The 20,243-nt window shown below is 68.4% G+C and carries 20 protein-coding genes, 2 tRNA genes and 2 pseudogenes; 12 read left to right on the top strand and 12 right to left on the bottom strand.

The window, feature by feature from the left end:
• Positions 1–99: 99 nt before the first annotated feature.
• The 3 genes from OV427_RS35615 (at position 100) to OV427_RS35605 (ending at position 4,486) form a co-directional block, all read left to right on the top strand.
• The gene (locus OV427_RS35615) at positions 100–669 is read left to right on the top strand and encodes a cysteine hydrolase family protein (RefSeq protein WP_267860676.1); all 570 of its coding nucleotides are present in this window, start codon (positions 100–102) and stop codon (positions 667–669) included.
• Between the two features lie 317 nt (positions 670–986).
• Complete coding sequence (locus OV427_RS35610; protein ID WP_267860675.1) at positions 987–2,978, top strand: PAS domain S-box protein; 1,992 nt, start codon at positions 987–989, stop codon at positions 2,976–2,978.
• Between the two features lie 146 nt (positions 2,979–3,124).
• The gene (locus tag OV427_RS35605) at positions 3,125–4,486 is read left to right on the top strand and encodes an MIR domain-containing protein (RefSeq protein WP_267860674.1); all 1,362 of its coding nucleotides are present in this window, start codon (positions 3,125–3,127) and stop codon (positions 4,484–4,486) included.
• Positions 4,487–4,626: 140 nt separating this feature from the next.
• Here the strand turns inward: OV427_RS35605 and OV427_RS35600 are convergent, their stop codons facing one another.
• Entirely contained in the window at positions 4,627–5,055 is a 429-nt protein-coding gene (locus OV427_RS35600) for a hypothetical protein (protein ID WP_267860673.1), read from the bottom strand.
• Between the two features lie 307 nt (positions 5,056–5,362).
• Between OV427_RS35600 and OV427_RS35595 the strand changes: the two genes are divergently transcribed.
• Positions 5,363–5,941, top strand: a complete 579-nt coding sequence (locus tag OV427_RS35595) for a TMEM175 family protein (protein ID WP_267860672.1) — start codon at positions 5,363–5,365, stop codon at positions 5,939–5,941.
• 72 nt (positions 5,942–6,013) lie between these two features.
• Here the strand turns inward: OV427_RS35595 and OV427_RS35590 are convergent, their stop codons facing one another.
• Positions 6,014–7,162, bottom strand: coding sequence for a DNA gyrase subunit B (locus OV427_RS35590; RefSeq protein WP_267860671.1), 1,149 nt, complete (start codon positions 7,160–7,162; stop codon positions 6,014–6,016).
• Positions 7,163–7,261: 99 nt separating this feature from the next.
• The gene (locus tag OV427_RS35585) at positions 7,262–8,050 is read right to left on the bottom strand and encodes a DUF4261 domain-containing protein (protein WP_267860670.1); all 789 of its coding nucleotides are present in this window, start codon (positions 8,048–8,050) and stop codon (positions 7,262–7,264) included.
• A 121-nt stretch (positions 8,051–8,171) separates the two neighbouring features.
• Between OV427_RS35585 and OV427_RS35580 the strand changes: the two genes are divergently transcribed.
• On the top strand, positions 8,172–8,651 hold the full coding sequence (locus OV427_RS35580) for a LysR substrate-binding domain-containing protein (protein WP_267860669.1): 480 nt from the start codon (positions 8,172–8,174) through the stop codon (positions 8,649–8,651).
• A 200-nt stretch (positions 8,652–8,851) separates the two neighbouring features.
• On the opposite strand, the gene OV427_RS35575 is transcribed toward OV427_RS35580, so the two are convergent.
• The 3 genes from OV427_RS35575 to OV427_RS35565 all read right to left on the bottom strand — a co-directional run bounded on the left by OV427_RS35575 (position 8,852) and on the right by OV427_RS35565 (position 10,526).
• Positions 8,852–9,094 carry a hypothetical protein gene (locus tag OV427_RS35575; RefSeq protein WP_267860668.1) on the bottom strand — a complete coding sequence of 81 codons (243 nt, stop codon included), beginning with the start codon at positions 9,092–9,094 and terminating at the stop codon, positions 8,852–8,854.
• Positions 9,095–9,264: 170 nt separating this feature from the next.
• The gene (locus OV427_RS35570; protein ID WP_267860667.1) at positions 9,265–9,765 is read right to left on the bottom strand and encodes a hypothetical protein; all 501 of its coding nucleotides are present in this window, start codon (positions 9,763–9,765) and stop codon (positions 9,265–9,267) included.
• A 623-nt stretch (positions 9,766–10,388) separates the two neighbouring features.
• Complete coding sequence (locus OV427_RS35565; RefSeq protein ID WP_267860666.1) at positions 10,389–10,526, bottom strand: hypothetical protein; 138 nt, start codon at positions 10,524–10,526, stop codon at positions 10,389–10,391.
• Between the two features lie 117 nt (positions 10,527–10,643).
• Here OV427_RS35565 and OV427_RS35560 point away from each other — a divergent pair, with 117 nt between their 5' ends.
• Entirely contained in the window at positions 10,644–11,549 is a 906-nt protein-coding gene (locus OV427_RS35560; protein WP_267860665.1) for a hypothetical protein, read from the top strand.
• A gap of 92 nt (positions 11,550–11,641) precedes the next feature.
• On the opposite strand, the gene OV427_RS35555 is transcribed toward OV427_RS35560, so the two are convergent.
• The gene (locus OV427_RS35555; protein WP_267860664.1) at positions 11,642–12,550 is read right to left on the bottom strand and encodes an oxidoreductase; all 909 of its coding nucleotides are present in this window, start codon (positions 12,548–12,550) and stop codon (positions 11,642–11,644) included.
• 91 nt (positions 12,551–12,641) lie between these two features.
• On the opposite strand from OV427_RS35555, the gene OV427_RS35550 reads away from it, so the two are divergent.
• From OV427_RS35550 to OV427_RS35540, 3 genes are all read left to right on the top strand, one after another.
• Positions 12,642–13,253: a TetR/AcrR family transcriptional regulator gene (locus tag OV427_RS35550; protein ID WP_267860663.1), complete on the top strand. Its 612-nt coding sequence runs from the start codon at positions 12,642–12,644 to the stop codon at positions 13,251–13,253.
• Between the two features lie 182 nt (positions 13,254–13,435).
• A tRNA-Val gene (locus OV427_RS35545) sits at positions 13,436–13,507 on the top strand.
• 7 nt (positions 13,508–13,514) lie between these two features.
• A tRNA-Asp gene (locus tag OV427_RS35540) sits at positions 13,515–13,591 on the top strand.
• 101 nt (positions 13,592–13,692) lie between these two features.
• Here OV427_RS35540 and OV427_RS35535 read toward each other — a convergent pair.
• The 5 genes from OV427_RS35535 to OV427_RS35515 form a co-directional block, all read right to left on the bottom strand.
• The gene (locus OV427_RS35535) at positions 13,693–14,364 is read right to left on the bottom strand and encodes a hypothetical protein (protein WP_267860662.1); all 672 of its coding nucleotides are present in this window, start codon (positions 14,362–14,364) and stop codon (positions 13,693–13,695) included.
• A 12-nt stretch (positions 14,365–14,376) separates the two neighbouring features.
• Complete coding sequence (locus OV427_RS35530; protein WP_267860661.1) at positions 14,377–15,063, bottom strand: hypothetical protein; 687 nt, start codon at positions 15,061–15,063, stop codon at positions 14,377–14,379.
• 49 nt (positions 15,064–15,112) lie between these two features.
• Positions 15,113–16,144: a HEAT repeat domain-containing protein gene (locus tag OV427_RS35525; RefSeq protein WP_267860660.1), complete on the bottom strand. Its 1,032-nt coding sequence runs from the start codon at positions 16,142–16,144 to the stop codon at positions 15,113–15,115.
• A complete protein-coding gene (locus OV427_RS35520) occupies positions 16,141–17,316 on the bottom strand; it encodes a HEAT repeat domain-containing protein (RefSeq protein WP_267860659.1) in 1,176 nt (391 codons plus the stop codon). Before OV427_RS35520 ends, OV427_RS35525 begins: the two co-directional genes overlap by 4 nt.
• A gap of 119 nt (positions 17,317–17,435) precedes the next feature.
• Positions 17,436–17,981, bottom strand: a complete 546-nt coding sequence (locus OV427_RS35515; RefSeq protein WP_267860658.1) for a peptidase M23 — start codon at positions 17,979–17,981, stop codon at positions 17,436–17,438.
• Positions 17,982–18,244: 263 nt separating this feature from the next.
• Between OV427_RS35515 and OV427_RS35510 the strand changes: the two genes are divergently transcribed.
• The 3 genes and pseudogenes from OV427_RS35510 to OV427_RS50880 all read left to right on the top strand — a co-directional run.
• Entirely contained in the window at positions 18,245–19,171 is a 927-nt protein-coding gene (locus OV427_RS35510; RefSeq protein WP_267860657.1) for an aminoglycoside phosphotransferase family protein, read from the top strand.
• A pseudogene (locus OV427_RS50885) lies at positions 19,066–20,048 on the top strand (AMP-binding protein). The gene OV427_RS35510 and the pseudogene OV427_RS50885 overlap by 106 nt, the downstream one beginning before the upstream one ends.
• Positions 19,970–20,131 (top strand): annotated as a pseudogene (locus tag OV427_RS50880) (phosphopantetheine-binding protein); the annotation flags it as partial. The pseudogenes OV427_RS50885 and OV427_RS50880, both read left to right, overlap by 79 nt.
• Positions 20,132–20,243 lie beyond the last annotated feature (112 nt).

The raw sequence follows: 20,243 nt of genomic DNA, 5'->3' as shown, positions 1-20,243 counted from the left end.
TTTCTGCCCGGACTTTGTCAATCCGGACACTCCTGCCGAGCCCCCGCCCTGGGTATTCATTCCATCGCCGCCCCATCCGGCGCACTTGGAGGAGCCCCCATGGAGAAGACCTTGGAGAACACCGCGCTGCTGCTCATCGACATCCAGAATGACTACTTCCCGGGAGGGCGGTTCGAGCTGGACCGCTCCGACGCCGCGGCGGTCCAGGCCCGAGCGGCCCTGGACTTCTTCCGGGAGCGAAACCTGCCGGTCATCCACGTGCAGCACATCTCGATGCAGCCGGGGGCGACGTTCTTCCTCCCGGGAACGCCGGGCGCGGAGATTCATCCCCGGGTCGAGCCCCGGCCGGGTGAGGCGGTGGTGCTCAAGCACTTCCCCAACAGCTTCCGGGAGACGGACCTCCAGGAGCGCCTGCGGGCGCTGGGAGTGAAGCGCCTGGTGGTGACGGGCATGATGACGCTCATGTGCGTGGACGCCACGGTGCGCGCGGCGGCGGACCTGGGCTACGCCGTCACGGTGCTCCACGATGCGTGCGCGGCCCGGAGCCTGGAACACAACGGCCAGAGCGTGCCCGCGCCGCAGGTCCACGCCGCGTTCCTCGCCGCGCTCGGCATGGCCTATGCCCAGGTGGTCTCCACCGCCGACTTCGTGGCCCAGGCCGGAGACTGACCCGCACGCCCACACCCCAACTTCTCGGGGCGACAGGCTCACGCCCGCCGCTCCGCGCCACTGCTCGTGGCACAGGGTGGAGACATGTCTTGCGGACAGCTTCAGGCGCGCCGCGAGCACCGGAAGCGGCAGTCCCTCATCACCGCCGAGCATGTTGAGCAGGCGCGCGATGCGCGGCCTGGGCTGGCGTGTACCGGAGGACAGGCGCACCGAGCCCCTGGCTACTGCTTCTTTCGGCTCCCCCCCGGGCCATGGATTGCAATTCTATACAAGTGTTCGAGGGAGGACCCCGCGCGTCGAGGGTGGAGGCTGACCACATGTCGCTGGAACCGCGAGACGGCAGGGAGAGGCTCGAGGGGCTGCTGTCATGGGCTCCGCTGGGCATCGCGGTCCTGGACTCGGAGCTGCGCTTCGTGGAGCTCAATGACCGGCTGGTGGCCATGCAGCTGATGGCCACCACCGGCCAGCTTCGCAAGGCCTACCTGGGCAGGCGCGCACACGAAGTGCTCCGGCCCTCGCCCGCCGCCGAGCAGTTCATCCGCCGCGCACGCCAGGTGCTCGACACGGGCCAGTCCGTGGAGCACGAGGTGCTGGCCTTCGAATCTCCGGCGCGGCCGGAGAGACGGAACATCTACTGCATCAGCTTCCACCCGGTGCGCCGTGAGGGCGCCGCCACCGAGCTGTACTCCTTCGTGGAGGACGTCACCGAGCGGCACCAGCTCCAGGAGCAGCAGCGGGAGCTGCTGGTGAGCGAGCGCGCCGCCCGGGCTCACGCGGAGGCCGCGGCCCAGGCGCTCGGCGAGAGCGAGGCACGCTACCGGGCCATCCTGGCCGCGCTCGACGAGGGCATCGTCGTGCAGGGCCGGCAGGGGGACATCATCACCGCCAACGCGAGCGCCGAGCGCATCCTCGGGCTGACGTTGGACCAGCTGACGGGCCGCACCTCCATGGACCCGCGGTGGCGGGCCATCCACGAGGACGGCTCGCCCTTCGCTGGGGACGAGCATCCGGCCATGGTGGCACTGCGCACCGGCGAGCCGGTGAGGAGTGTCTCCATGGGGGTTCATCGGCCCGACGGCACGCTCATCTGGCTTTCCATCAATGCCCAGCCGCTGCACCACCCTGGAGAGGAGGAACCCGCCATGGCGGTCGCCTCCTTCTTCGACGTCTCCGAGTTCAAGAGGGTGATGCAGAGCATCTACCTGAGCGAGCAGCGCTTCCGCTCGCTGGTGGAGGCCACCACGCAGATGGTGTGGACGACGGACGCCGACGGCGTGGTCCGGCAGGAATCCCGGAGCTGGATGGCCTACACCGGGCAGGACCCGAAGAAGGCCACGTCCCCCCTGGGCTGGCTCGAGGCCGTGCACCCCGATGACCGGCTGCAGACCCTGGAACAGTGGCGGCGGGCGGTGGCGCGCAGGGAGCCCCTGCGGATGGAGAACCGCGTACGCCGCCACGACGGCGAGTACCGCCAGTTCCTGGTGCGGGCCGTGCCGGTGTTCGCCCCGGATGGCTCCCTGCGGGAGTGGATTGGCGCGTACACGGACATCAGCGAGGCAAGGCAGGCGGAGAGCGAGCGCGTGCGCCTGTTGCGGGAGGCCGAGGAGGCCGTGCGGGTGCGGGACGAGTTCCTCACCGTGGCCGCGCACGAGCTGCGCACGCCGCTGACGAGCCTGCGACTGCAACTGCAGCTCCTGCTGCGGCAGCTCGCCCTCGGCAGCCCCGAGCTGGCCACGAAGCTCGCCTCCCGCTCCGAGGCCCTGGAGCGGCAGGTCGGCCGGCTCGCCGGGCTCATCTACACGCTGCTGGACGTGTCCCGGCTGACGGCGGGGCGGCTGACCCTGGAGCCGAGGGAGGTCGACCTGGGCCTCCTGGTGGAGCAGGTCTCACAGGCCTTCCGCGACGAGTTCCAGCGGATGGGCATCACCCTCACCGTGCGGGACGCCGGGCAGCCGCTGGTGGGGTTGTGGGACCCGCTGCGGGTGGAACAGGTGGTGGGGAACCTGCTGAGCAACGCCGTGCGCTACGGCGCGGGCACGCCGGTGGAGGTGCGGCTCGGGCGGGAGGGGGACATGGCCATGGTGACGGTGAAGGACCAGGGCATCGGCATCTCCCAGGACGACCTGTCGCGCATCTTCGGCAAGTTCGAGCGCGCCGTGTCGGAGCGGCACTACGGCGGGCTCGGGCTGGGGCTCTACATCACCCGGCAGATAGTCGACGCGATGAACGGCTCCATCCAGGTGGAGTCCAGCCCCGGCCAGGGCGCCACCTTCACGGTGCGCCTGCCCCTCTCGCGACCCACGGGCTAGGCGTTACCGCGCGCCCATCGGGCGGGTACGGACTCGAACAGCCAGGAGCAGCGGCGGGCTTCGTATCCAGGATGTCGACAGGAGTTGATGGGCCGGGCCGGCCGCAATCCATCTCAGGTTTCGACATTCAAGAAGGGGGACAGGCCATGGCAGTGCTGTTGCGAGTGATGTGCTGGAACATCGCGGAAGGAAGCATGACGGGCAACCTGGAGGGCAACGCGACGATTCCCCGGCTGGCGGAGGAGATTCGCGCGCTGGCACCCGACGTCGTCTTCCTCAACGAGGTGCGGAACGAGAAGGGCTTCCCCTTCGGCAATGGCGTCAACCAGGTGATTCGCCTCTCGGAGCTGACGGGGCTGCCGTACCGGCACTGGGCGAACACCACCGAGCTCGGGCTTCGAGGGCACAAGGCGGTGGGCATCCTGTCGCGCTTCCCGCTCGGAGCGGCCACCTATCACCCGGTGATGATGGGTAATGACGCGACACACTTCGGGACGGTGGAGAGCCACTTCACCGTGGACAGCATGAACATCCAGATCTTCTCCACGCGCTTCAGCCCGGTTCATCGTGGCGACCCGGAGTTCGAGTGGGAGCAGGAGCACGTGGAGAACATCGCAGGCCACCATCAGGCCGCCGCGATGACGGCCGGGCGCGCCCCGAACATCCCCATCATCTTCGGGGGCGACTTCAACGCGTGGCCAGAAGAGAACGATGACTTCCACACGGCGCAGTACGACCACTTCATGGCGCACAGCTCGCTGACCAACACCCTGCCCGTGCCCCGGCCCCCGGCGACGCATCCGCAGGACGAGGCCCCGGGCACCCCCGACTTCATCTACTACCGGGGGCCGTTCTCCGTGAGGACGGTGGCGCGCAGGAATCCGCCGAACAACCCGACGGACCACCCCTATGTGCTGGCGGAATTGCAGTCGCCGCCGCAGGGCTTCACCGTCACGTATGGCAGCCTCGTCAAGCTGCGGCATTGCGCGGGGGGCCGGGCGCTGCACTCGCATCCGTACAACTACGTGCACACGGGCACGTCGGGCCAGCAGCAGGTGACGGCCTACGAGGGCTACGACGACAACGACTGGTGGCGCATCCGGGGGCCGCACGGCACCGCGAACGACTACCAGCGGACGATGCCGGTGTCTCATGGTCAAATCATCCGGCTGAACCACCGGGGCACGGGGCGCAACCTGCACAGCCACAGCGGGCATCCCTCGCCCGTCACCGGGCAGCAGGAGGTCACCTGCTTCGGGGACAACGGCAACGGCGACGGGAATGACAACTGGCGCGTCGAGGTGGAGGGCGGAGGCGCGTGGACCGGCGGCAAGCGGGTGCGGCTCATCCACGTGGGCACCAACCACGCGCTGCACTCGCACTTCGGGAACTCGCACACCACCTGGACGCGGGGCCAGCAGGAGGTGACCTGCTACGACGGGCGCGACGAGAACGACTGGTGGTCGGTGTTCTCCGCCGTCGCGCTGGACGGCAACGACCCCTTCTAGAGTCCGGGGGCGAGCATCGAGTGGGCCCTACTCGAAGACGGCCGCGGCCAGGGAAGCGGTGCTCGTGTCCGGGTCCGAGCGAATCCAGGTCGCGACGGCGTTTCCGAGTGGGCCGCTCGAGGCCGGACGCCTTCGCGTGCTCAGCGCAGGCCCATCAGCTGGCGCGTGAGCTTTCTTGCCTCGGCCTTCGTCATGCGGTGTTCCACGAGCCACACGTACAGCGACGGAGCGGCGAGGACACCCGAGGCGAAGGCACCGGTCTTCCACGCCGTGTCCACCTCCGCCTCACTCACCAGGTTCAGACGCCCGAGTTCGCAGCTCTTGAAGAAGGCTCGCGCCCGCTCCGGGCCGGGGGCCGCGAGCATCGCGCTCTTCGCCGCCTCGAAGCCCGGGCACCCCAGTCGCGCGAAGGAGCTCTCTTCGTCCAGACCGGCCATCACGAGGGTGGCTCCGTCGGCGGGATCGACCTGGGTCACCGCCTCGAGGGTCTTCTGGATGTCTCCGGGCAGCCCGCTGCAGGACTCGCCAATGCCAGTCAGCGTGAGCCGCGCGAGGGTTTCGGCGTCCATGTCTGTTTGCTTCGCCAGGACGGACCTGAACTCGGGGTCGCAGGGGCCGTCAGCCGTGGCGCCTGCTGCTTCGTCGGGGGCCTTCGGGGTCGAGGAGCTGCAGCCAGCGGCGAGGGCGACGAGGAGAAGCGGAGTCAGGGAGGAGCGCATGGGGCGACGCTAGCCAATTCATGAAGGGCGCACAGCCCCGAGATGGACGAGACTCACGAACCTGTCTCCTTCCAACCCTGTAATCAGCAACAGACATCACCCGGTCCATGCCCCCCTGAACACAAGCAAACAAATACTGGGCGTGATATGGGAAAGCATGGTCAAAAACAGACTCGAAGCCTTCAGCGACGGCGTCATCGCCATCATCATCACCATCATGGTGCTCGAGCTCAAGGTTCCGCACGGCACCGAGCTGGCCGATCTGCAGCCGCTGATTCCGGTCTTCTTCAGCTATGTGCTCAGCTTCATCTACGTCGGCATCTACTGGAACAACCACCATCACCTCCTGCACACCATCGACCATGTCAGCGGCGGCATGCTGTGGGCGAACCTGCACCTGCTGTTCTGGCTGTCGCTGATTCCCTTCGCCACCGGCTGGATGGGCGAGAACCATTTCTCGTCCGTGCCGCTGGCGCTCTACGGTTTCATGCTGCTGATGTGCGCCGTCGCCTGGTTGCTGCTGCAACGCTCCATGGTCAAAACGCACGACAGGAAATCCCCCCTGGCGGTGGCGGTCGGGCGCGACATCAAAGGCAAGATTTCGCCGGTGCTCTATGTTGTCGGCATCGTCAGCGCCTTCTTCAATGAACATTTTTCCGAGGCAGTCTATGTGCTGGTTGCACTGATGTGGCTGGTGCCCGATCGTCGTTTCGAGAGGGCAAGCCATGGAACATGAGTCCGCCGGGCACCGAGCCTGGTGCGGCGACGCTCCGAGGCGCGCAGGCCGGACTGTCCCATCCCCGTGGCTTCAGTCGCGCGGCCGGCGCTTCGTCACGACGGCGGGCCGGGGCCGGACCCGCCCGTGTGTCACGAGCCAGGATGTCAGGGGGTGTTCCCGCAGGGCCTCCACCATCCGGGGACGGAGCAGGTCGTTCACGGCCTCCCCCAGGCCGTCGATGGCGAGCAGCCGGTCCCTGGTGGCCCCCTCGAAGTTCAGCCGGTCCTCCGAGCCATCCACGGCGATGATGGCTCGCAGCTCGCGCTCGAGTCTGGCCCGGGAGAAGACGTGGACCGGCTCTCCCGTGAGCACGGAGAGGGCCTCCCGGAGGGCCAGGATGACACCGTCCACGTGCACGCCGTCCCCGCGCGTCCGCGCCGTGTTGGCGTAGGACCACAGGCCGCTCTCGGCCTCACACCACTGGAGCGAACACCGAACTCGGAAACCCTCCCACTCGACGTCGAAGGCCAGCGGCTCGGGATGGCGGCGCGGCACGTCCGCGGTGAGCTCCAGGAGCCGCTCGGAGATGCCTCCTGCATAGTGCAGCCGCGTGCTCTCTCCCGTCCGGTGGTCCGTGAACCGGGCGCGCACCCCGGGGGCCAGGAACGCCAGCTCCCTGCAGCGGCGCGAGAGCTTCTCCGCGTCGAACACCGTCGTGTCGAAGAGGGTGGCATCGGGGACGAGGCGGATGCGGACGCCCTTCTCGGTGGCGATGGGCAGCGGCTCCGGCGGCTGGACCTCCCGGGGCTCACCCGACGGACGGCCCTCGACTCCGGACAGGTGCCACTGTCGCGCTCCGTCCCAACTGTCCATCTCGTAGCGGGACGAAAGCGCGAGGGCGACGGGCAGGCCGACGCCCCAGCCCCAGTCATGAATCATGCTGTCCCGGCCCCAATCCATCCATCGGAACATCTTTTGCCCGACGCGTCCCAGCACCACCTCGGCCAGCTCCGCCGGGGGCGCGAAGCGGCCGGTGGCGAAGACGGAGAGGGCGCCATCCGAGTCCACCTCCAGCGTGAAGTCCCGGCAGGTCCCTCGTCGCGCGTCCGAGTAGACCCCATCCAGCATGAAGTGGACGAGCTGGTGCAACCCACGGGCGCCCGTGTCCCCGACGGACATCCCCGGCCGCATGCGGGTGGAAAGAATGTTGGAGTGTTCCAGCACATTGCCCTCCGTCACCCGTATCCGCTCCTGACACCAGTCTACCCACGGGTACCGGACGGCGTCTTCGTGCCGCACCAGCAGGTCCTTGATGCTGGCATGGAGCTGTACGGCATCTCAGTTGTGCAGGAACTGGCGGGCGCGCGCCCAGAGCCCGGGCTTTCGCATGTCCACCTGGACCACCTGCGCGGAGGCGTCGGTGGGGGACGGCACATAGCGCACCCGCAAGCGCTCCTCGGCGGTGCGGCCCACCGTGTCGCCATCCGGCAGCGCCTTCCCGCGCTTGAGGACGTAGCCCTGCATGTCGAAAAGGAACTTGATGACCTCGCCGCCCTGGGCCTTGTCGGCGAGCACGAGCATGTTCGGCAGTTCGAACTGCTCCATCCCCACGCTCAGGACGCTCAGTCCCTTTCCGTCGCGCACGATGCTCAGGCCAATGAGCGCGGGCAAGGGGAGGTCCAGGTCACGCACGGCATCGATGAAGAACTCGGCGGGATGCGCCACGTGGCCCATGCCCCAGTACACCCCGACCGCTCCGGTGGCGTGCGCCACGGCCGCCGTCACCTGGGCAAGTACCAGCGCCTCGGCGGCCGGTGCGCGCCGGGCCTCGTCCCTGAACGTCACGATGACGTGCGCGGCATGCGGCGCGAGCCCGGGCATCGACGCGAAGGACGCGAGGCTCAGGGCCGCTGACGCCTCGACCTCGCCCGTCGGGATGGGGACCGGGACGGGCGCGAGGATGACGTCTCCCGAGCCGTCCTGCAGGCGCAGGCTCGTGATGCCGTCCTCCAGCGTCTCCTCCGGGACGAGCCGCGTGGCTTCGGAAGACAGCTCGAGGTGGCTGCGAGAGATGGCCTCGCCATCCAGGGGCACTGCCATGGAGAGAAGGACGAAGGAGACACGCATGTGGCGACTCTAACCCCGGCCAGGCTCGGCTGACGCGAGCAACGTGGGCTGGCGCGGAGGACCGTCAACTCCTCCAGCACCCTGCTCGGCTCCTACTTCGGCGCGGGAGGAATGCCCCGGGATGAGCCGTGACCGACTCGGGCTGCTTCTCTCCCCTGAGCATCGACTCGCACGGCTCGTGAAGATCTGGCGTCGAGACCTCGCGAGCGGGCGCGTGCTACTCCAGCCACGTCAGCTCCATCCGCGGCTCCACGCGGACATCCTCACGGCGGCGCGCACACAGGGCGTGACGCTGCACGTGACGGCGGAGGTGCTCGACCTGGAGGCGCTCCTGGCCCTGGTCGTGATCGGCGACGCGATCACCTTCCTCACGGAGAAGTTCTGGGAACCCGCTTCGCAGGCCTCGTTGCCGTGGCGGCCCGTTGAAGACCTCCACACCCATCTGAGTGAGTTCGTCACATGGCGCGCGGAGGACACCGACGCGCCCGTAGGGCGAGCGCTGATCGAGAGCGCACGAGAAGTGAGCCCGATCCTGCAAGGCGCTGCGGACCGCACGCGCTCCTCCAAGACCGCCAGGCGAAAACGTCGCAGCAAGCGCTGAGCGTCTCAACGGGCGACCACGAGGGCAAGGTGTGTCCCCTCCCCGGGCGGTCGGCGGCCTTGCCACTGCGGAGGACGACACATGCCCGAGGCTGCGAAGCCGCGCGAGCCCGAGAGCACCGCCCCGAGCAACGGGAGCTGTCCGTGAGGCCCCACACGCCCCGGGACGTCCCGGGGCGCGGCGGGACTGCTGTTCCGCCTTTATGGGCAGGGCGTGCCCTGGGGCCGGCAATGATCTCCACAGCGGCAGGTGAGGCCCGGGTTGCAGGGACCGCAAGTCAGAGCCGCCAGGTAGGTGCCGCCGTGGTCGACCTCGTACACGCGAGCGTCCGACTGCGTGTCAGCCGACGTCCCGTCGGAGGAACCCGCCTCCGGCTCCAGGGGGTCCGCGCCCGAGCAGGCCAGGGCGAAGGCGGCGAGAATGCATGGCAGGATGCGCTTCATGGATAACCACTCCTTGGTGGGGTGATGCCAGGCAGCGGAACATGAAAGGCCTTGGCGCCCCATCAAAATCAGCACCCGGAGTGAACACACTCAAGAATGCAACCGTATTACGGATGGTTTGAAGCCTGGCTGGACGGACTCGACCGTGTCCACGCGGTGGGACGTCGAAGTCATGGAGTCAGCAGCCGCCCGGCGAGAGAAACAGCAAGTGTGGCCTCATTCCCGGGTCCGAACGTTCTCCGCTCCATTCGGATGACGACGTCGGTCGGACGGGGAAAAGGACCCAGCGTGGCCTGGAAGCTTTGCGCGGCCGCAAAGACGCTCTTGCCGTTGATATCGGTCCCCTGGTCACTCACGACGAAGAAGTGAACGACCGGGTTGTTGATGTGGATACCTGATACCGAGTCTCCGGCTGGCACCTCGCCCTCGGCCGACACGTAATCAATGACCAGGCGTTTGCCGGCGGGGATTGTAAAGACATGGTTGTCAGTCTGGTTGCTCGCGCTGGAGACCTGCTTGAATGCATTGACCGGTTCGGCAGCTGTGGCGGTCGCAGCCGGCGAGGGGTTCGTCACCTGGGTCGGCTGGGCGACAGCCGACCCGCTGCTGACCGCGAGGACGACGAGGAGCGGCCCTCCCACCCACAGAAGACGCGGGGTCTGCCTGCTCATGATGTTCCTCCTTCAGGGCCGGGCGCGGACCCGGTGCGCTGTCGTCAGGCCTTGAATGCATGGGCACGTCGGCACTCCGCTGCACGGGGCCCCGGTTCGGCGACTTCGGGGGGGCCGGCGTGGGGAGAAGCCCTCGGTCGTAGAGCGGCGCAGGTCATGGCCCCGGCGGTGCCGCAGGCCGAGCGCCTCCATGTTGAGGGGGGACACCGAATCCAGGGGCCCGGATGTCCCACCGACAAGGAAGTGCAGACGGAGCGAGGGGCTCGGTCCGGGATGATGCCAGCTTCACGGACGGCGGGAGGGCCCCCTCGATCCCCGGCCGGAGACTCAACCGCGCGTGAACCTGGAGCCCATGTCGTCCGGGTTGTAGTTCGTGTTGAACGTGACGTCCGGCGACGCGCCCCTCTGGGCACCACCAGTGCCACATCAAGGAGTCTGGGGCTTGCAGCCCTGCCGGGTGAAGTCATCGACCGGTCGGAAGCGGCGGGCCTGCGACGCCGGGGCGAGCTGGCCGGCACCCCGGTGCGTGTGATTGTCGCGCCCGGGACGGACAGGCTCGGAAGACGTGCGCGCGGCCGAGAAGCCAGAGCGCGAATTGCTCGCGCGATTCCGAATCGACGTGGTCATGACGTTTCTCCGTCGTTCATCCAGACGTCCAGCGCGTTGCCCAGGCTCGCGCCCCGCACCGGCGGCAGTACCGCGCGGTGCGTTGTAGCGCCGGGCGTCACACCGACCTCGGGAGTCGTGACGTTCGGAGTCACATTCCATCGCTTCCGGGCAGGTCGCACGGGGCGTGAAGCCTTCGGCTCGAATCCTGCTCTCAGGGGAAGTGCAACCCTCCCCCCAGCGGCCTCGGACACGAGGCAGAGGAAGCAGTGATGAACGTCTTCCGTCAGATTGGCGTCAAGCACACCCTGGCCGTCGCCATGGTCATGAGCGGCATCGGTGGAGCTGCCACCACGTATGTGCAACAGGCGCAGGTGCCCCCCGGTGGTGGCAATCCGCCGCCGTGTTCCGCCTACTGCTACAACGTCGACATCTACAACAACACCAACTTCGACGCGAACGACCTGCACGTCACGGTGCAGGGCCCCACGTCCTTCTGCAGCTACTACACAGGCTCGCTGAACCCGTTCGGCGTGCCGACCGTCACCACGAACGGCACCACCTCGACGCTCAACTTCGCGGCGCCGGGCAAGAGCGTGACTCGCGGCAACTACGCCCACATCGGCTTCTGCTCCGACTCGGCCGCCATCGGTGTGGTGAGTCACTCCAACAACCCGGACCATCTGCCCGCGTTCTACTGGACGCGCAACACCCGGCCTGTCGGCGACGTCATCGCGGTGGGTCACAAGTGGAAGGTGGAGCTGGCGGCCGACGGCGGCATCCGGCCGGTCATCGACCTGAGCAACCACACCGGCACGCCCATCCGCGTCCGGCAGCTCGACTGGGCGATCTCTGACAAGGCCATTGCCCTCAATGAACTGATGTGGGACGGGCTGGCGGACCAGCTCCCGTGGCAGCAGGTGGGGGGCGAGGGCGAGCTGGCCTCGGGCACCAACGAAGCGCCGTCCGTCCTCGAGTTCCCGGTGGACGCCCAGTTCTCGTCGGATGATCCGCGGCACATCGTCTTCCGCTTCTGGGCAGAGGACCCCAAGGACCCGAGCAACCTGAACCGCGGCGTCGCCCAGGTCTCCGTCTCCGAGCTCGTGCGGCTCGCGAAGAACGGGAGTGGCACGGGCGGCACCACCACCCCCACCGACTCCAACGGCGCACAGAAGTAGTCCCGACGTCGCAGTGAGAGGTCGGACTCCTCGTGAAGGGGTCCGACCCGCCCGTCCCAACCCGACCGGATGACACGAGCGCGGCGCATTTCCTATGCCGCCTTCGCGAGCACCGGATACGAAACGCCCGTCAGTCGCTCCGACGCCTCCCACAGCACACGCGCCATCTCCGTGTCGCGGGCGCGCTTGGGGAACTTCGAGGGCGCCGGAGGCCCGACCAGGCCGAAGCGTCTTCCCGGGTGGAAGTAGTCGCCTCCCTTCACGTCCGGCATCGTCGCCGCGTAGAGCGAGGGCAGCGCGCCCTCCGCCGCCGACTGCCCGATGAGCTTCGTGAGCCGAGCGGCGAGGTCCTGCTTCTGCAATCCCGTCGCGCTCGCCCCCGGCTCCGCCGCCACGCTGAGCAGCCCCGTTCCACCGAAGCGCCGGTCCAGCTCCCGCATGAACAGGAGATTCGCCAGCTTGGAATTCCCATACGTCCCCATGGGCGAGTAGCGCTTCTCGCTCTGGAGGTTCGTCAGGTCGACTTTCCCCCAGTACGCCGCGGTGCTGCTCACCGTGACGACGCGGGGCGAGCGGCTGGCGCCCAGTGCCGGCATCAACAGCCCCGTCAGCGCGAAGTGGCCCAGGTGGTTGGTGCCGAACTGGACCTCGAAGCCATCCACCGTCGTCTGCCGCTTCGGCACGGCCATCAACCCCGCGTTGTTCACCAGCAGGTCGAGCGTCGGCATCGCGGCCCGCGCCCGCTCGGCGAACGCGCGCACGGAGGCGAGGCTCGCCAGGTCCAGCGCCTCCAGGGAGAAGCGCGCCCCGGGCACCTCCGCCCGCATCCGCTCCACCGCGGCCTGCCCCTTCTGGACGTCCCGGCATCCGACCAGCACCTCGACTCCCGCCCGCCCCAACTCCAGGGCGGTGAAGTACCCGATGCCGCTGTTCGCCCCTGTGACGATGGCCTTCTTCCCTTCGAGCCGGGGAATGTCCCGGGTGCTCCAGTCCGTCTTCATGGTCTCGACCTCGCGACAAGTAAACGTCGGTTTACTTGCCAAGACTGTGGACCGGGGTATTTTTTGTCAACACTCGTTTACTTCGTGCCCCATGACCGCGAAACGTCGCCCCACGAGCAAGTCCCCTACCCGTCGTCCGGCGTCGAGCGGCCGGCCGAGACAGCGGGATGCGGAGCAGACGCGGGCGGACCTGCTGCGAGCGTCGCGAAGGGCCTTCGCGACGCGGGGCTATGCGCAGGCGGGCATGCGGGAGATCGCCGCGGAGGCGGGTGTCACGCCCGCGCTGGTCGTCCGGTACTTCGGCTCCAAGAAGGAGCTGTTCCGGGAAGCGCTGGGGCACGACATGGGGTTGTCGGGCTTCTTCGCGGCCGGTCGGAAGGACTTCGGCCGCCACGTGGTGCAGTACCTGATGAACAAGCCCGTGCCCGAGGCGGACGCACTGGCGATGATGCTCCTGTCGGCGGGTGACGAGGAGGTACGAGACCTCGTGACGACGCTGCTGGAGGAGCGACTGACGCGACCGCTCGCCCAGTGGCTGGGGCCCCCGAGGGCGGAGTCGCGCGCGGCGCTGATGCTCGCGCTCTTCTGCGGGGTCTGGGTCTTCCGGAGCACGCTGCCGATCAAGCCCTTCACGGGCACCCTGGACGCGGCGACGGACGCGAAGCTCGCCGCCATGCTCCAGGACCTCGTCGACGGCGGCTAGACGCGCTCCGGATGGAGCCGTCGGCCCCTGGCTGGGCAGTCAGTCAGGCCACGGCCTGTCCGGGCGTCTTCACTCTACGAATGAGCCGCGGTGGAATGATCAGGACCCCAAAAACGTATGCTTGACAGTGGGGAGCACGCTCTATAAAAGCCCCCCTCGTTGCAGCGCGGCGGACGCCTTCGGGGCGGATAGCTCAGCGGTAGAGCGTCGCCCTTACAAGGCGAGGGTCACAGGTTCAATCCCTGTTCCGCCCAAGGTTGTGGGGAGTTAGTTCAGTTGGTTAGAACGCCGGCCTGTCACGCCGGAGGCCACGGGTTCAAGTCCCGTACTCCTCGCCAAATTGAAGGGCCCGGAATCGAAAGGTTCCGGGCCCTTCGTCTTTCCGGGCACTGCTGAAGCGGCGGTCTCTGGTCTGGCGAGCGAGCCAGCAACTGCGTGCTCAGAAGAACTCGGGATGCTCGGTGGCCAGCATCTCCTCCAACGCACTCACGTCGTTCAACAGCTTGTGGCCTGGCGCGATGTTGCGCGCCGCATCCCAGCACAGCCAGGCCGCGGCCAGGTCCGAGTCCGCGGCGCAGAGGTCTCCCAGGTCCTTGTAGGCTCCCGTGAAGAACGGGTTGGCCTCGATGACCTCGAGCAGGAGCGCCCGCGCCTCCTGGGCCCCCCCCAGGGCACGGCGGGCACCGGCCTCGAAGCTCATGAGGACATGCGCGTGGCGTCCCGCCGCGGTCCGGAGCTCGACGAGCGCCGGGGCCATGGCGCTGGCGATTTCCCGGGTGCTGGGAGGCTGAGACATGACCTCGCGGAAGCGGCGCACGTCCGCGTCCGGGATGGACTGCACGGCCTCTCCCAGCCCCGGCATCGTTTCACCGGTCTCCAGCGTCAGCTCGAAGAACGCGAGCACGCTTTCGAGCATGCGACCGGCGTCCACGGATGCCTCCGCCTCCGCCTGCCGCCGCTCCCGTACCGCATTGGGGTCAGGGGCGGCACCGAGAGTCACGCGCTCCAGGATGGAATCATCCGGCAGACCCGGTCCGCCTTGCACCACGCGGCGATAGCCGTCGAGTGGAGTCCCGCTGTCCGGCACGACGTTGGCGGACAGGAGCCTCAACGTGACGTTGTTTCAGGGAAGGCCGCTCATCATCCGGGCGCTGTATTGGATTTCGCTCGGCACCCGGCTCGCCGAGGCGAGCCGCTCGAGGATGAGCGGATGGCCACCGTAGCGGTAGCCCAGGAACTTGACGAACTGTCTGCCCATGTCGGGCTCGACGTCGGTTCCGTCAGTCGAGTGCGCGAGCAGCCGGCGTCCCTCAGCGGTGGCATACACCGTCTGTCCCGAGTCCGATTGCACGGTGAGGTCGCCCGGCTTCTTCGACCCGGAGAAGACGGACCGCAGGAGTCCGCCGAGCCCGGTTTTCTTCGGAGCCGCCGACTCCGTGAGCGTCCGTCTCCGCGCCTTGTCGAACACCGCGAGCTGATGCTCCATGATGATGGGTTCGAAGTCCGACGTGTCGCCCTTCCCGGCTGCGATGACGGAGCGCACATGCTCGATGTTGGACAGCTCGAAGTGCCGCGCACAAACGGGGGCGTACAGCGACGACTCGACGTACGTCCGCGCACCTTCATCAACCATGACGCGACGCCGGCGAGCGAAGTCCAGGAGGACGTCGTGAATCTCGGACTCGCGATATCCAATCCAGCCGCGCCGCAGCCGGACCTGTACCTCATGGGTCTGGTCCGGGACGGGGGGCGCATCGGGCCTGGGCCTTCCACCGGACTCCGTGACTTGCAACCTCAGGTCGAGCCCCATGCGCGCCCTCGTGGGTGATTCGCCTGGTGTTCGCGTTCGGAAGCGCGGGCTACCTCCGCAGCCGCTGCTTCTCGCGCAGCAGCAGGTCCCACTCCTGGAGGTTGTACTGCATGGCGCCCAGCCAGGCGTCGATCTCCGGGTCCATGCGCGCATCCACCCCACGCAAGGACTGCAGCAGCGGCCGTGCGCTGGACTGCCCCAGCCGGGCCAGCGACTCCAGCGCCGCCTTGCGCACCGCCGGGTCCGTGTCCCCGCGGAACAGCTCCACCAACGAGCGGCGCGCGCCCGCCGCCTCGGGCCCTGACACTCCACCCAGCGCCCGAGCCGCCGCCGCGCGCACGCCCACGTCGTCCGAGCGCAGCTGCCGGGTGACGTCCATCACCGCCTCGTGTCCCACGGCCTCCATGGAGACCTCGCCCAGCAGCCTCGCGGCCACCTCGGGGTCCTTCGTGGCCGTCGCCGCCTTCACCGCCGCCTCGGAGACGGGCTTGTGGTGGCCGAAGTAGATTTCCGCGCTCTCGGTCACCAGGTTCTCCGCCCCGGCCCGGCGAACCTCCGGGGAGGAGTCGCGGACGAGCTGCTCGTAGGTGACGACGTCACCGTTCTGCGCCATGAACTCCACCGAGGGCGCGCCGCGCAGCGCCTTCACCGCGGCGGCGCGCAGGCCCGGGTCCGCGTCCTGGACGGCCCGCGACAGCAACGGCTGGATGAGCTCGGGCGTCTGCGCGTTGCTGGCCTTGGTGGCCAGGGCCGAGCCCACCACCTCCAGCACCGCAGGATCCCTCTCCTCGATGACCGCATTGCTCAGCCGCTCCGGCGCCATGGCGATGGCCGCCTCCTTGAGCCGGAAGCGCACGTAGCGCTTGTAGGCCGGAGAGCCCTCCTTCAGCGCGAGCCGGACGTCCTCCAACATACCCTCGACGGTGCAGGCCGTCTGCCGGGGCCGGGGCGCCGCGTCCTGCGCCAGGGCCAGGCCCGGTGTCAGCCCCAGCCCGAGCCCCACGGCCAGCAACGCCGCGCGCAGCGTCGCCAGACGCACGCCTCCGCCAACCGCTCCGCTCCTCAGTCCTGGCGTGCTCATTCGTGCGGCGCTCCTTCCTCGACGACACACTCGTGGTACTCCTTCTTGTTCATCCAGATGCGGCTCCAGTCCACCGTGCCCGCCGCGTACAGCTCCTTGAAGTCCAGGTAGTCCTGCTGGAGCCGCGGGTCCTTCTTCGCGAACTCCGCCGCCAGGGGGAGCGCGTCCGCCCCGGCGGCCCGCAGCGCGTAGAGCATCATCGCGAAGCGCACGCAGATGCTGGACTCTCCGTCGAAGGCCGCGCGGTAGGCCTCCAGTGCCCTCTTCGGGTCCTCGGTCCGCGCCAGCCGGAAGGCGGACATCTCCCGCACCTGCCGGTCCGGGTCCGTCTTCATCAGCTCGGCCAACTGGTCAATGGAAGCGCTGTCCAGCAGCGGGTTGGAGTACGAGGGCATCTCCAGCGCGAGCTGCCGCACCGCCAGGTCCTTGGACGTCTGGCCAATGTCGAGCAGTTCCTTCCAATAGGAGGAATAGGAGCCGGTGCGCTCGTAGTCCTCCTTCATCACCCGGCCCATGGTGCGGGTCGCCAGCCACGCAGCGGAGTCCGCGTCGACGTCCATGGCGATGGCCTTGAGCCGCTGGATGCTCTCGGGTGTGAAGCGGTGCTGCGTCTCCAGGGTGTCCAGGGCCGCGGCGCGGGTGGCAATCTGGGCGCTCTTGTCCTCGCCCAGCTTCAGCAGGCGCTCGGAGACCGCGGGGTTGCGCACGGCCGGCGCGGCCTTGAGGGCCTCCAGGTACAGGGTCGTCTCCGGCCCGTTGGCCTGGGCCGCCCACTCCACCAGCTTGAGGCCGCGCTCGGCGTCATTGCCCACCACCTCGGTGAGCCGCTCCTTCAGGTACTCGGCCAGGAAGCGGTCATTGGCCGAGATGGCTTCCGCCAGTGCAGCGCGCAGCGAGTCCAGCGAGGCGGTCTTGTCGAGCTCCAGCAGTCCCTCCCAGCACCCCGGCATGGGAATCTGCTCCCGGGGCCCGTCCTTCTTCGCGGACGGAGCGGGCTGGCCCGGGCCGCCAGGCGCCGGGGACACGGCCTGGGCCGAGGCACCGGAGACCGCCATGGGTGGGGCGTCCTGGGACGAGGAGGCATCGCGCCGCAGCAGCACCACGCCAGCCGCGACGAGGACGGCGAGGACGAAGCCCGCGATGGCGGCTCTGGGAAGGTGACGGGAAGTCATGTCGGAAGGAGCCCACTCCGGGACGCGTCTGCCCCGGGCTCGAAGACGGGATGGAAGGGGAAGAGGGAATCCCGACTCCCGCCCTGGAGCCCAGGGCGGGAGGGGAACAGCTCAACGAATCACAGCGTGGGGACGCCCACCCGGTTGTTGCAGTAGCCGCTGCTGCCGCAGGTGGTGCCGACGCTGGTGTACCAGGCCGAGTGGCGCGTGGTGCCGTTGCGGTTGTCGGAGTGCGAGTGCGGGCCGGTGGCGCTGCCCGTGCCGCCCACCAGACCCAGCGCGCAGCGGTCGCACGTCTTCGAGCCGGAGCTCACGTTGTTGATGAAGTGCAGCTGGCGGAAGTTCCAGCCGCTGCCGCCCGTCACCGTGTAGTAGTTGCCGGCGCCGCCGTTGCAGGTAGAGCCGTTGCACGCGGCCGCACAGCCGCCCGCGTACGAGTAGTAGTAGTTGCCCACCAGCATGCCGCGGTGGTTCCACTCGTTGCAGCTCGCGTTGCCGATGTCGAGCGCGGTGTGACTGCCGCCGTTGCAGTTGTAATACGTAGTCGAATTCACCCAGGCCGACGTCTCACAGATGGGCCCGTTCGCGGTCGCGGCGGTGACCGTGCTGGCCCAGCCTGCCGCCACCATTGCCACCACGGCGAACATCAAGGACTTCCGATTCATGCGGTGCTTCCTCCGGGGGTTGCGCTGCGTGGACTGCTGCTGCCAGCTCCTGCCCGCGCGACTCCCTGCGGCCCCGCGCGACAGGGGCATTCTTGAACCCAGGTGAAACATGGCAAACGAGAATACCTGAAAATCCTCTTTAGAGTCTTGAATTATCAATAGTCAAGAAAAGAGACTCGGCGGAGGGGTGGCCCCGCGATACCCTCGACGCGATGGCCCATCCGGCACAGTGAGGCGAGCGTGTCGACGGCAGGGACCGAGCGATGAAGGTGCCGGCGTTGGTTCGACAGAAGGCCGCCAGCCTCGGCCAGGCTGGCGAAGCGTGGTTGGCGGGACTGCCCGAGGTCATCGCCGGCCTCGAGAAGCGATGGTCGATGACGGTCGGCGAAGCGCTCGAGGGCGGGACCGCGGCATTCGTCGCGCGGGCGCGGACGGCCGACGGTGGAGACGTCGTCCTCAAGGTCGCGCTTCCCGACCCGCTCTTCCGGATACAGGCGCAGGTGCTCGAACGCGCGCAAGGCCGTGGCTACGCGCGTCTGCTCGGGGCAGACCTCGAGCAGTACGCAATCCTGCTCGAGGCCCTGGGGCCTTCGATGGAGCAGCTCGGGATGCCGGTGGAGCGTCAGCTCGAAACGCTGGGCACCCTGCTCACGCGGGCGTGGGAAGTGCCGCCCCTGGTGGAGCCGACGCAGACGGCCGTGGAAGCGAAGGCGCGCGAGCTGTACGCGCTGGTGAGCCGGCTGTGGGTGGAGCTCGACCGGCCCTGCCAGCACGCGGTGTTCAGCCAGGCGCTGCGGTTCGCCGAGCGACGGGCTGCCGCGGCTGAGCCTGGGCGGGCCGTGCTCGTCCACGGCGATCCGCACCCCGCCAACGCGCTGCAGGTACTGACGCCGAGAGCAGGCGCGGAAACGGGCTTCGTCTTCGTCGACCCGGACGGTTTTCTCGCCGAGCCGGCGTACGACCTGGGTGTGGTCCTGCGCAGCTGGTGTTCCGAGCTACTCGCGGGAGACGCCGTCACAGTGGCCCGGCGGTATTGCCATCTGCTGGCGAGCCACACCGGCGTCGATGAGCAGGCCATCTGGGAGTGGGGCTTCCTCGAGCGCGTTTCGAGTGGCCTCTACGCGTTGGCCTTCGGCGCCGAGGAACTCGGGCGGCCCCATCTCGTGACCGCCGAGTTGATTCTCGATTGAGCCATGGGCACGCGGTGACGTCCATCTTCGTGCCGCTGCTCTCGGGCGGGAGGATTGTCGCCTACACGGGTTCCTCTGCGGGCGCGGCGCTGATGGATGCCCTCGAAGACAACCGCGTCGACAGCGTGCCGCTCACGCCGAGCCACCTGCCCCTCCTCGTCTCGCGCAAGCATACCGGCAGCAAGGTGCGGCGGCTCATCGTTGGCGGAGAGGGCCTGGAGACCCGACGAGCGCTGCGAGCGCTGGAGACCTTCGGCCCCCACTTGGAGCTCTTCAACGAGTACGGCCCACGGAGGCGACGGTGTGGTGCCTCGTGCACCGGTTCGACGCTCGCAAGGACGTCCAGGACTTCGTTCCCATCGGCCGGCCTGCGCCGAACGCACGGGTCCACGTGCTGGATGAGCGACTGGCTCCGGTGGCCGAGGGCGTCACGGGCGAGCTGTACCTGGGCGGAGAGTGCCTGGCGCTGGACTATCTCGACAATCCGGAGGCGACCCGGGAGCGGTTCATCCCAGCCCCTTCGCGAAGGGCGAAGTGGTGTACCGGACGGGAGACCTCGCGCGCTGGCTGCCCGGCGGGCTCCTGGGCTTCGAGGGCCGGAACGACACGCAGCTCAAGTTCAACGGCCACCGCGTCCAGGAACTGCTTCCCCAGTACTTCGTTCCCCTCCCCCAGCTTCCGCTCACGCCCAAATGCAAGGTCGATACGAAGGCGCTGCCCCGGATGGAGGAGGCGAAGGGGCGGATGCGGAGCATGTCGGCTCCGCCTCGCACGCCCACGAAGTTGGAGCTCGCGGCCATCTGGCGCAAGTCAATTGAGCTCTCGGAGGTTGGCGTCGACGATGACTTCTTCGAGATTGCCGGCCACTCGCTGCTAACCAATCAAATCATCCTGAGGCCTCGCGAGGCCCTCGGGGTGGACCTGAACATGCGCAGCATCTTCGAGCACCGGACCGTCGCGACGCTGGCCCGGAGCATCGAGCAGGCAAGGGCCAGCGCGAAGCTGCGCGTGGCCACGGGAGCGAGGACCAAGAACGTGCCGCTTCCCCGGTTCATTCCCGGGCTCGCCACGG

The sequence above is a fragment of the Pyxidicoccus sp. MSG2 genome, from assembly GCF_026626705.1.
GTDB lineage: Bacteria > Myxococcota > Myxococcia > Myxococcales > Myxococcaceae > Myxococcus.
Note: the sequence above shows the minus strand (reverse complement) of the source record. Positions and strands in the feature narration are given on the sequence as shown.

What these genes read in the sequence shown, in the direction of transcription:
- OV427_RS35595 (WP_267860672.1), top strand. Translation starts at nt 5,363, where the DNA reads ATGGTCAAAAACAGACTCGAAGCCTTCAGCGACGGCGTCATCGCCATC.
- OV427_RS35555 (WP_267860664.1), bottom strand. Translation starts at nt 12,550, where the DNA reads ATGAAGACGGACTGGAGCACCCGGGACATTCCCCGGCTCGAAGGGAAG.
- OV427_RS35600 (WP_267860673.1), bottom strand. Translation starts at nt 5,055, where the DNA reads ATGGACGCCGAAACCCTCGCGCGGCTCACGCTGACTGGCATTGGCGAG.
- OV427_RS35550 (WP_267860663.1), top strand. Translation starts at nt 12,642, where the DNA reads ATGACCGCGAAACGTCGCCCCACGAGCAAGTCCCCTACCCGTCGTCCG.
- OV427_RS35615 (WP_267860676.1), top strand. Translation starts at nt 100, where the DNA reads ATGGAGAAGACCTTGGAGAACACCGCGCTGCTGCTCATCGACATCCAG.
- OV427_RS35605 (WP_267860674.1), top strand. Translation starts at nt 3,125, where the DNA reads ATGGCAGTGCTGTTGCGAGTGATGTGCTGGAACATCGCGGAAGGAAGC.
- OV427_RS35515 (WP_267860658.1), bottom strand. Translation starts at nt 17,981, where the DNA reads ATGAATCGGAAGTCCTTGATGTTCGCCGTGGTGGCAATGGTGGCGGCA.
- OV427_RS35530 (WP_267860661.1), bottom strand. Translation starts at nt 15,063, where the DNA reads ATGGGGCTCGACCTGAGGTTGCAAGTCACGGAGTCCGGTGGAAGGCCC.
- OV427_RS35610 (WP_267860675.1), top strand. Translation starts at nt 987, where the DNA reads ATGTCGCTGGAACCGCGAGACGGCAGGGAGAGGCTCGAGGGGCTGCTG.
- OV427_RS35560 (WP_267860665.1), top strand. Translation starts at nt 10,644, where the DNA reads ATGAACGTCTTCCGTCAGATTGGCGTCAAGCACACCCTGGCCGTCGCC.
- OV427_RS35580 (WP_267860669.1), top strand. Translation starts at nt 8,172, where the DNA reads ATGAGCCGTGACCGACTCGGGCTGCTTCTCTCCCCTGAGCATCGACTC.
- OV427_RS35510 (WP_267860657.1), top strand. Translation starts at nt 18,245, where the DNA reads ATGAAGGTGCCGGCGTTGGTTCGACAGAAGGCCGCCAGCCTCGGCCAG.
- OV427_RS35585 (WP_267860670.1), bottom strand. Translation starts at nt 8,050, where the DNA reads ATGCGTGTCTCCTTCGTCCTTCTCTCCATGGCAGTGCCCCTGGATGGC.
- OV427_RS35575 (WP_267860668.1), bottom strand. Translation starts at nt 9,094, where the DNA reads ATGAAGCGCATCCTGCCATGCATTCTCGCCGCCTTCGCCCTGGCCTGC.
- OV427_RS35570 (WP_267860667.1), bottom strand. Translation starts at nt 9,765, where the DNA reads ATGAGCAGGCAGACCCCGCGTCTTCTGTGGGTGGGAGGGCCGCTCCTC.
- OV427_RS35520 (WP_267860659.1), bottom strand. Translation starts at nt 17,316, where the DNA reads ATGACTTCCCGTCACCTTCCCAGAGCCGCCATCGCGGGCTTCGTCCTC.
- OV427_RS35525 (WP_267860660.1), bottom strand. Translation starts at nt 16,144, where the DNA reads ATGAGCACGCCAGGACTGAGGAGCGGAGCGGTTGGCGGAGGCGTGCGT.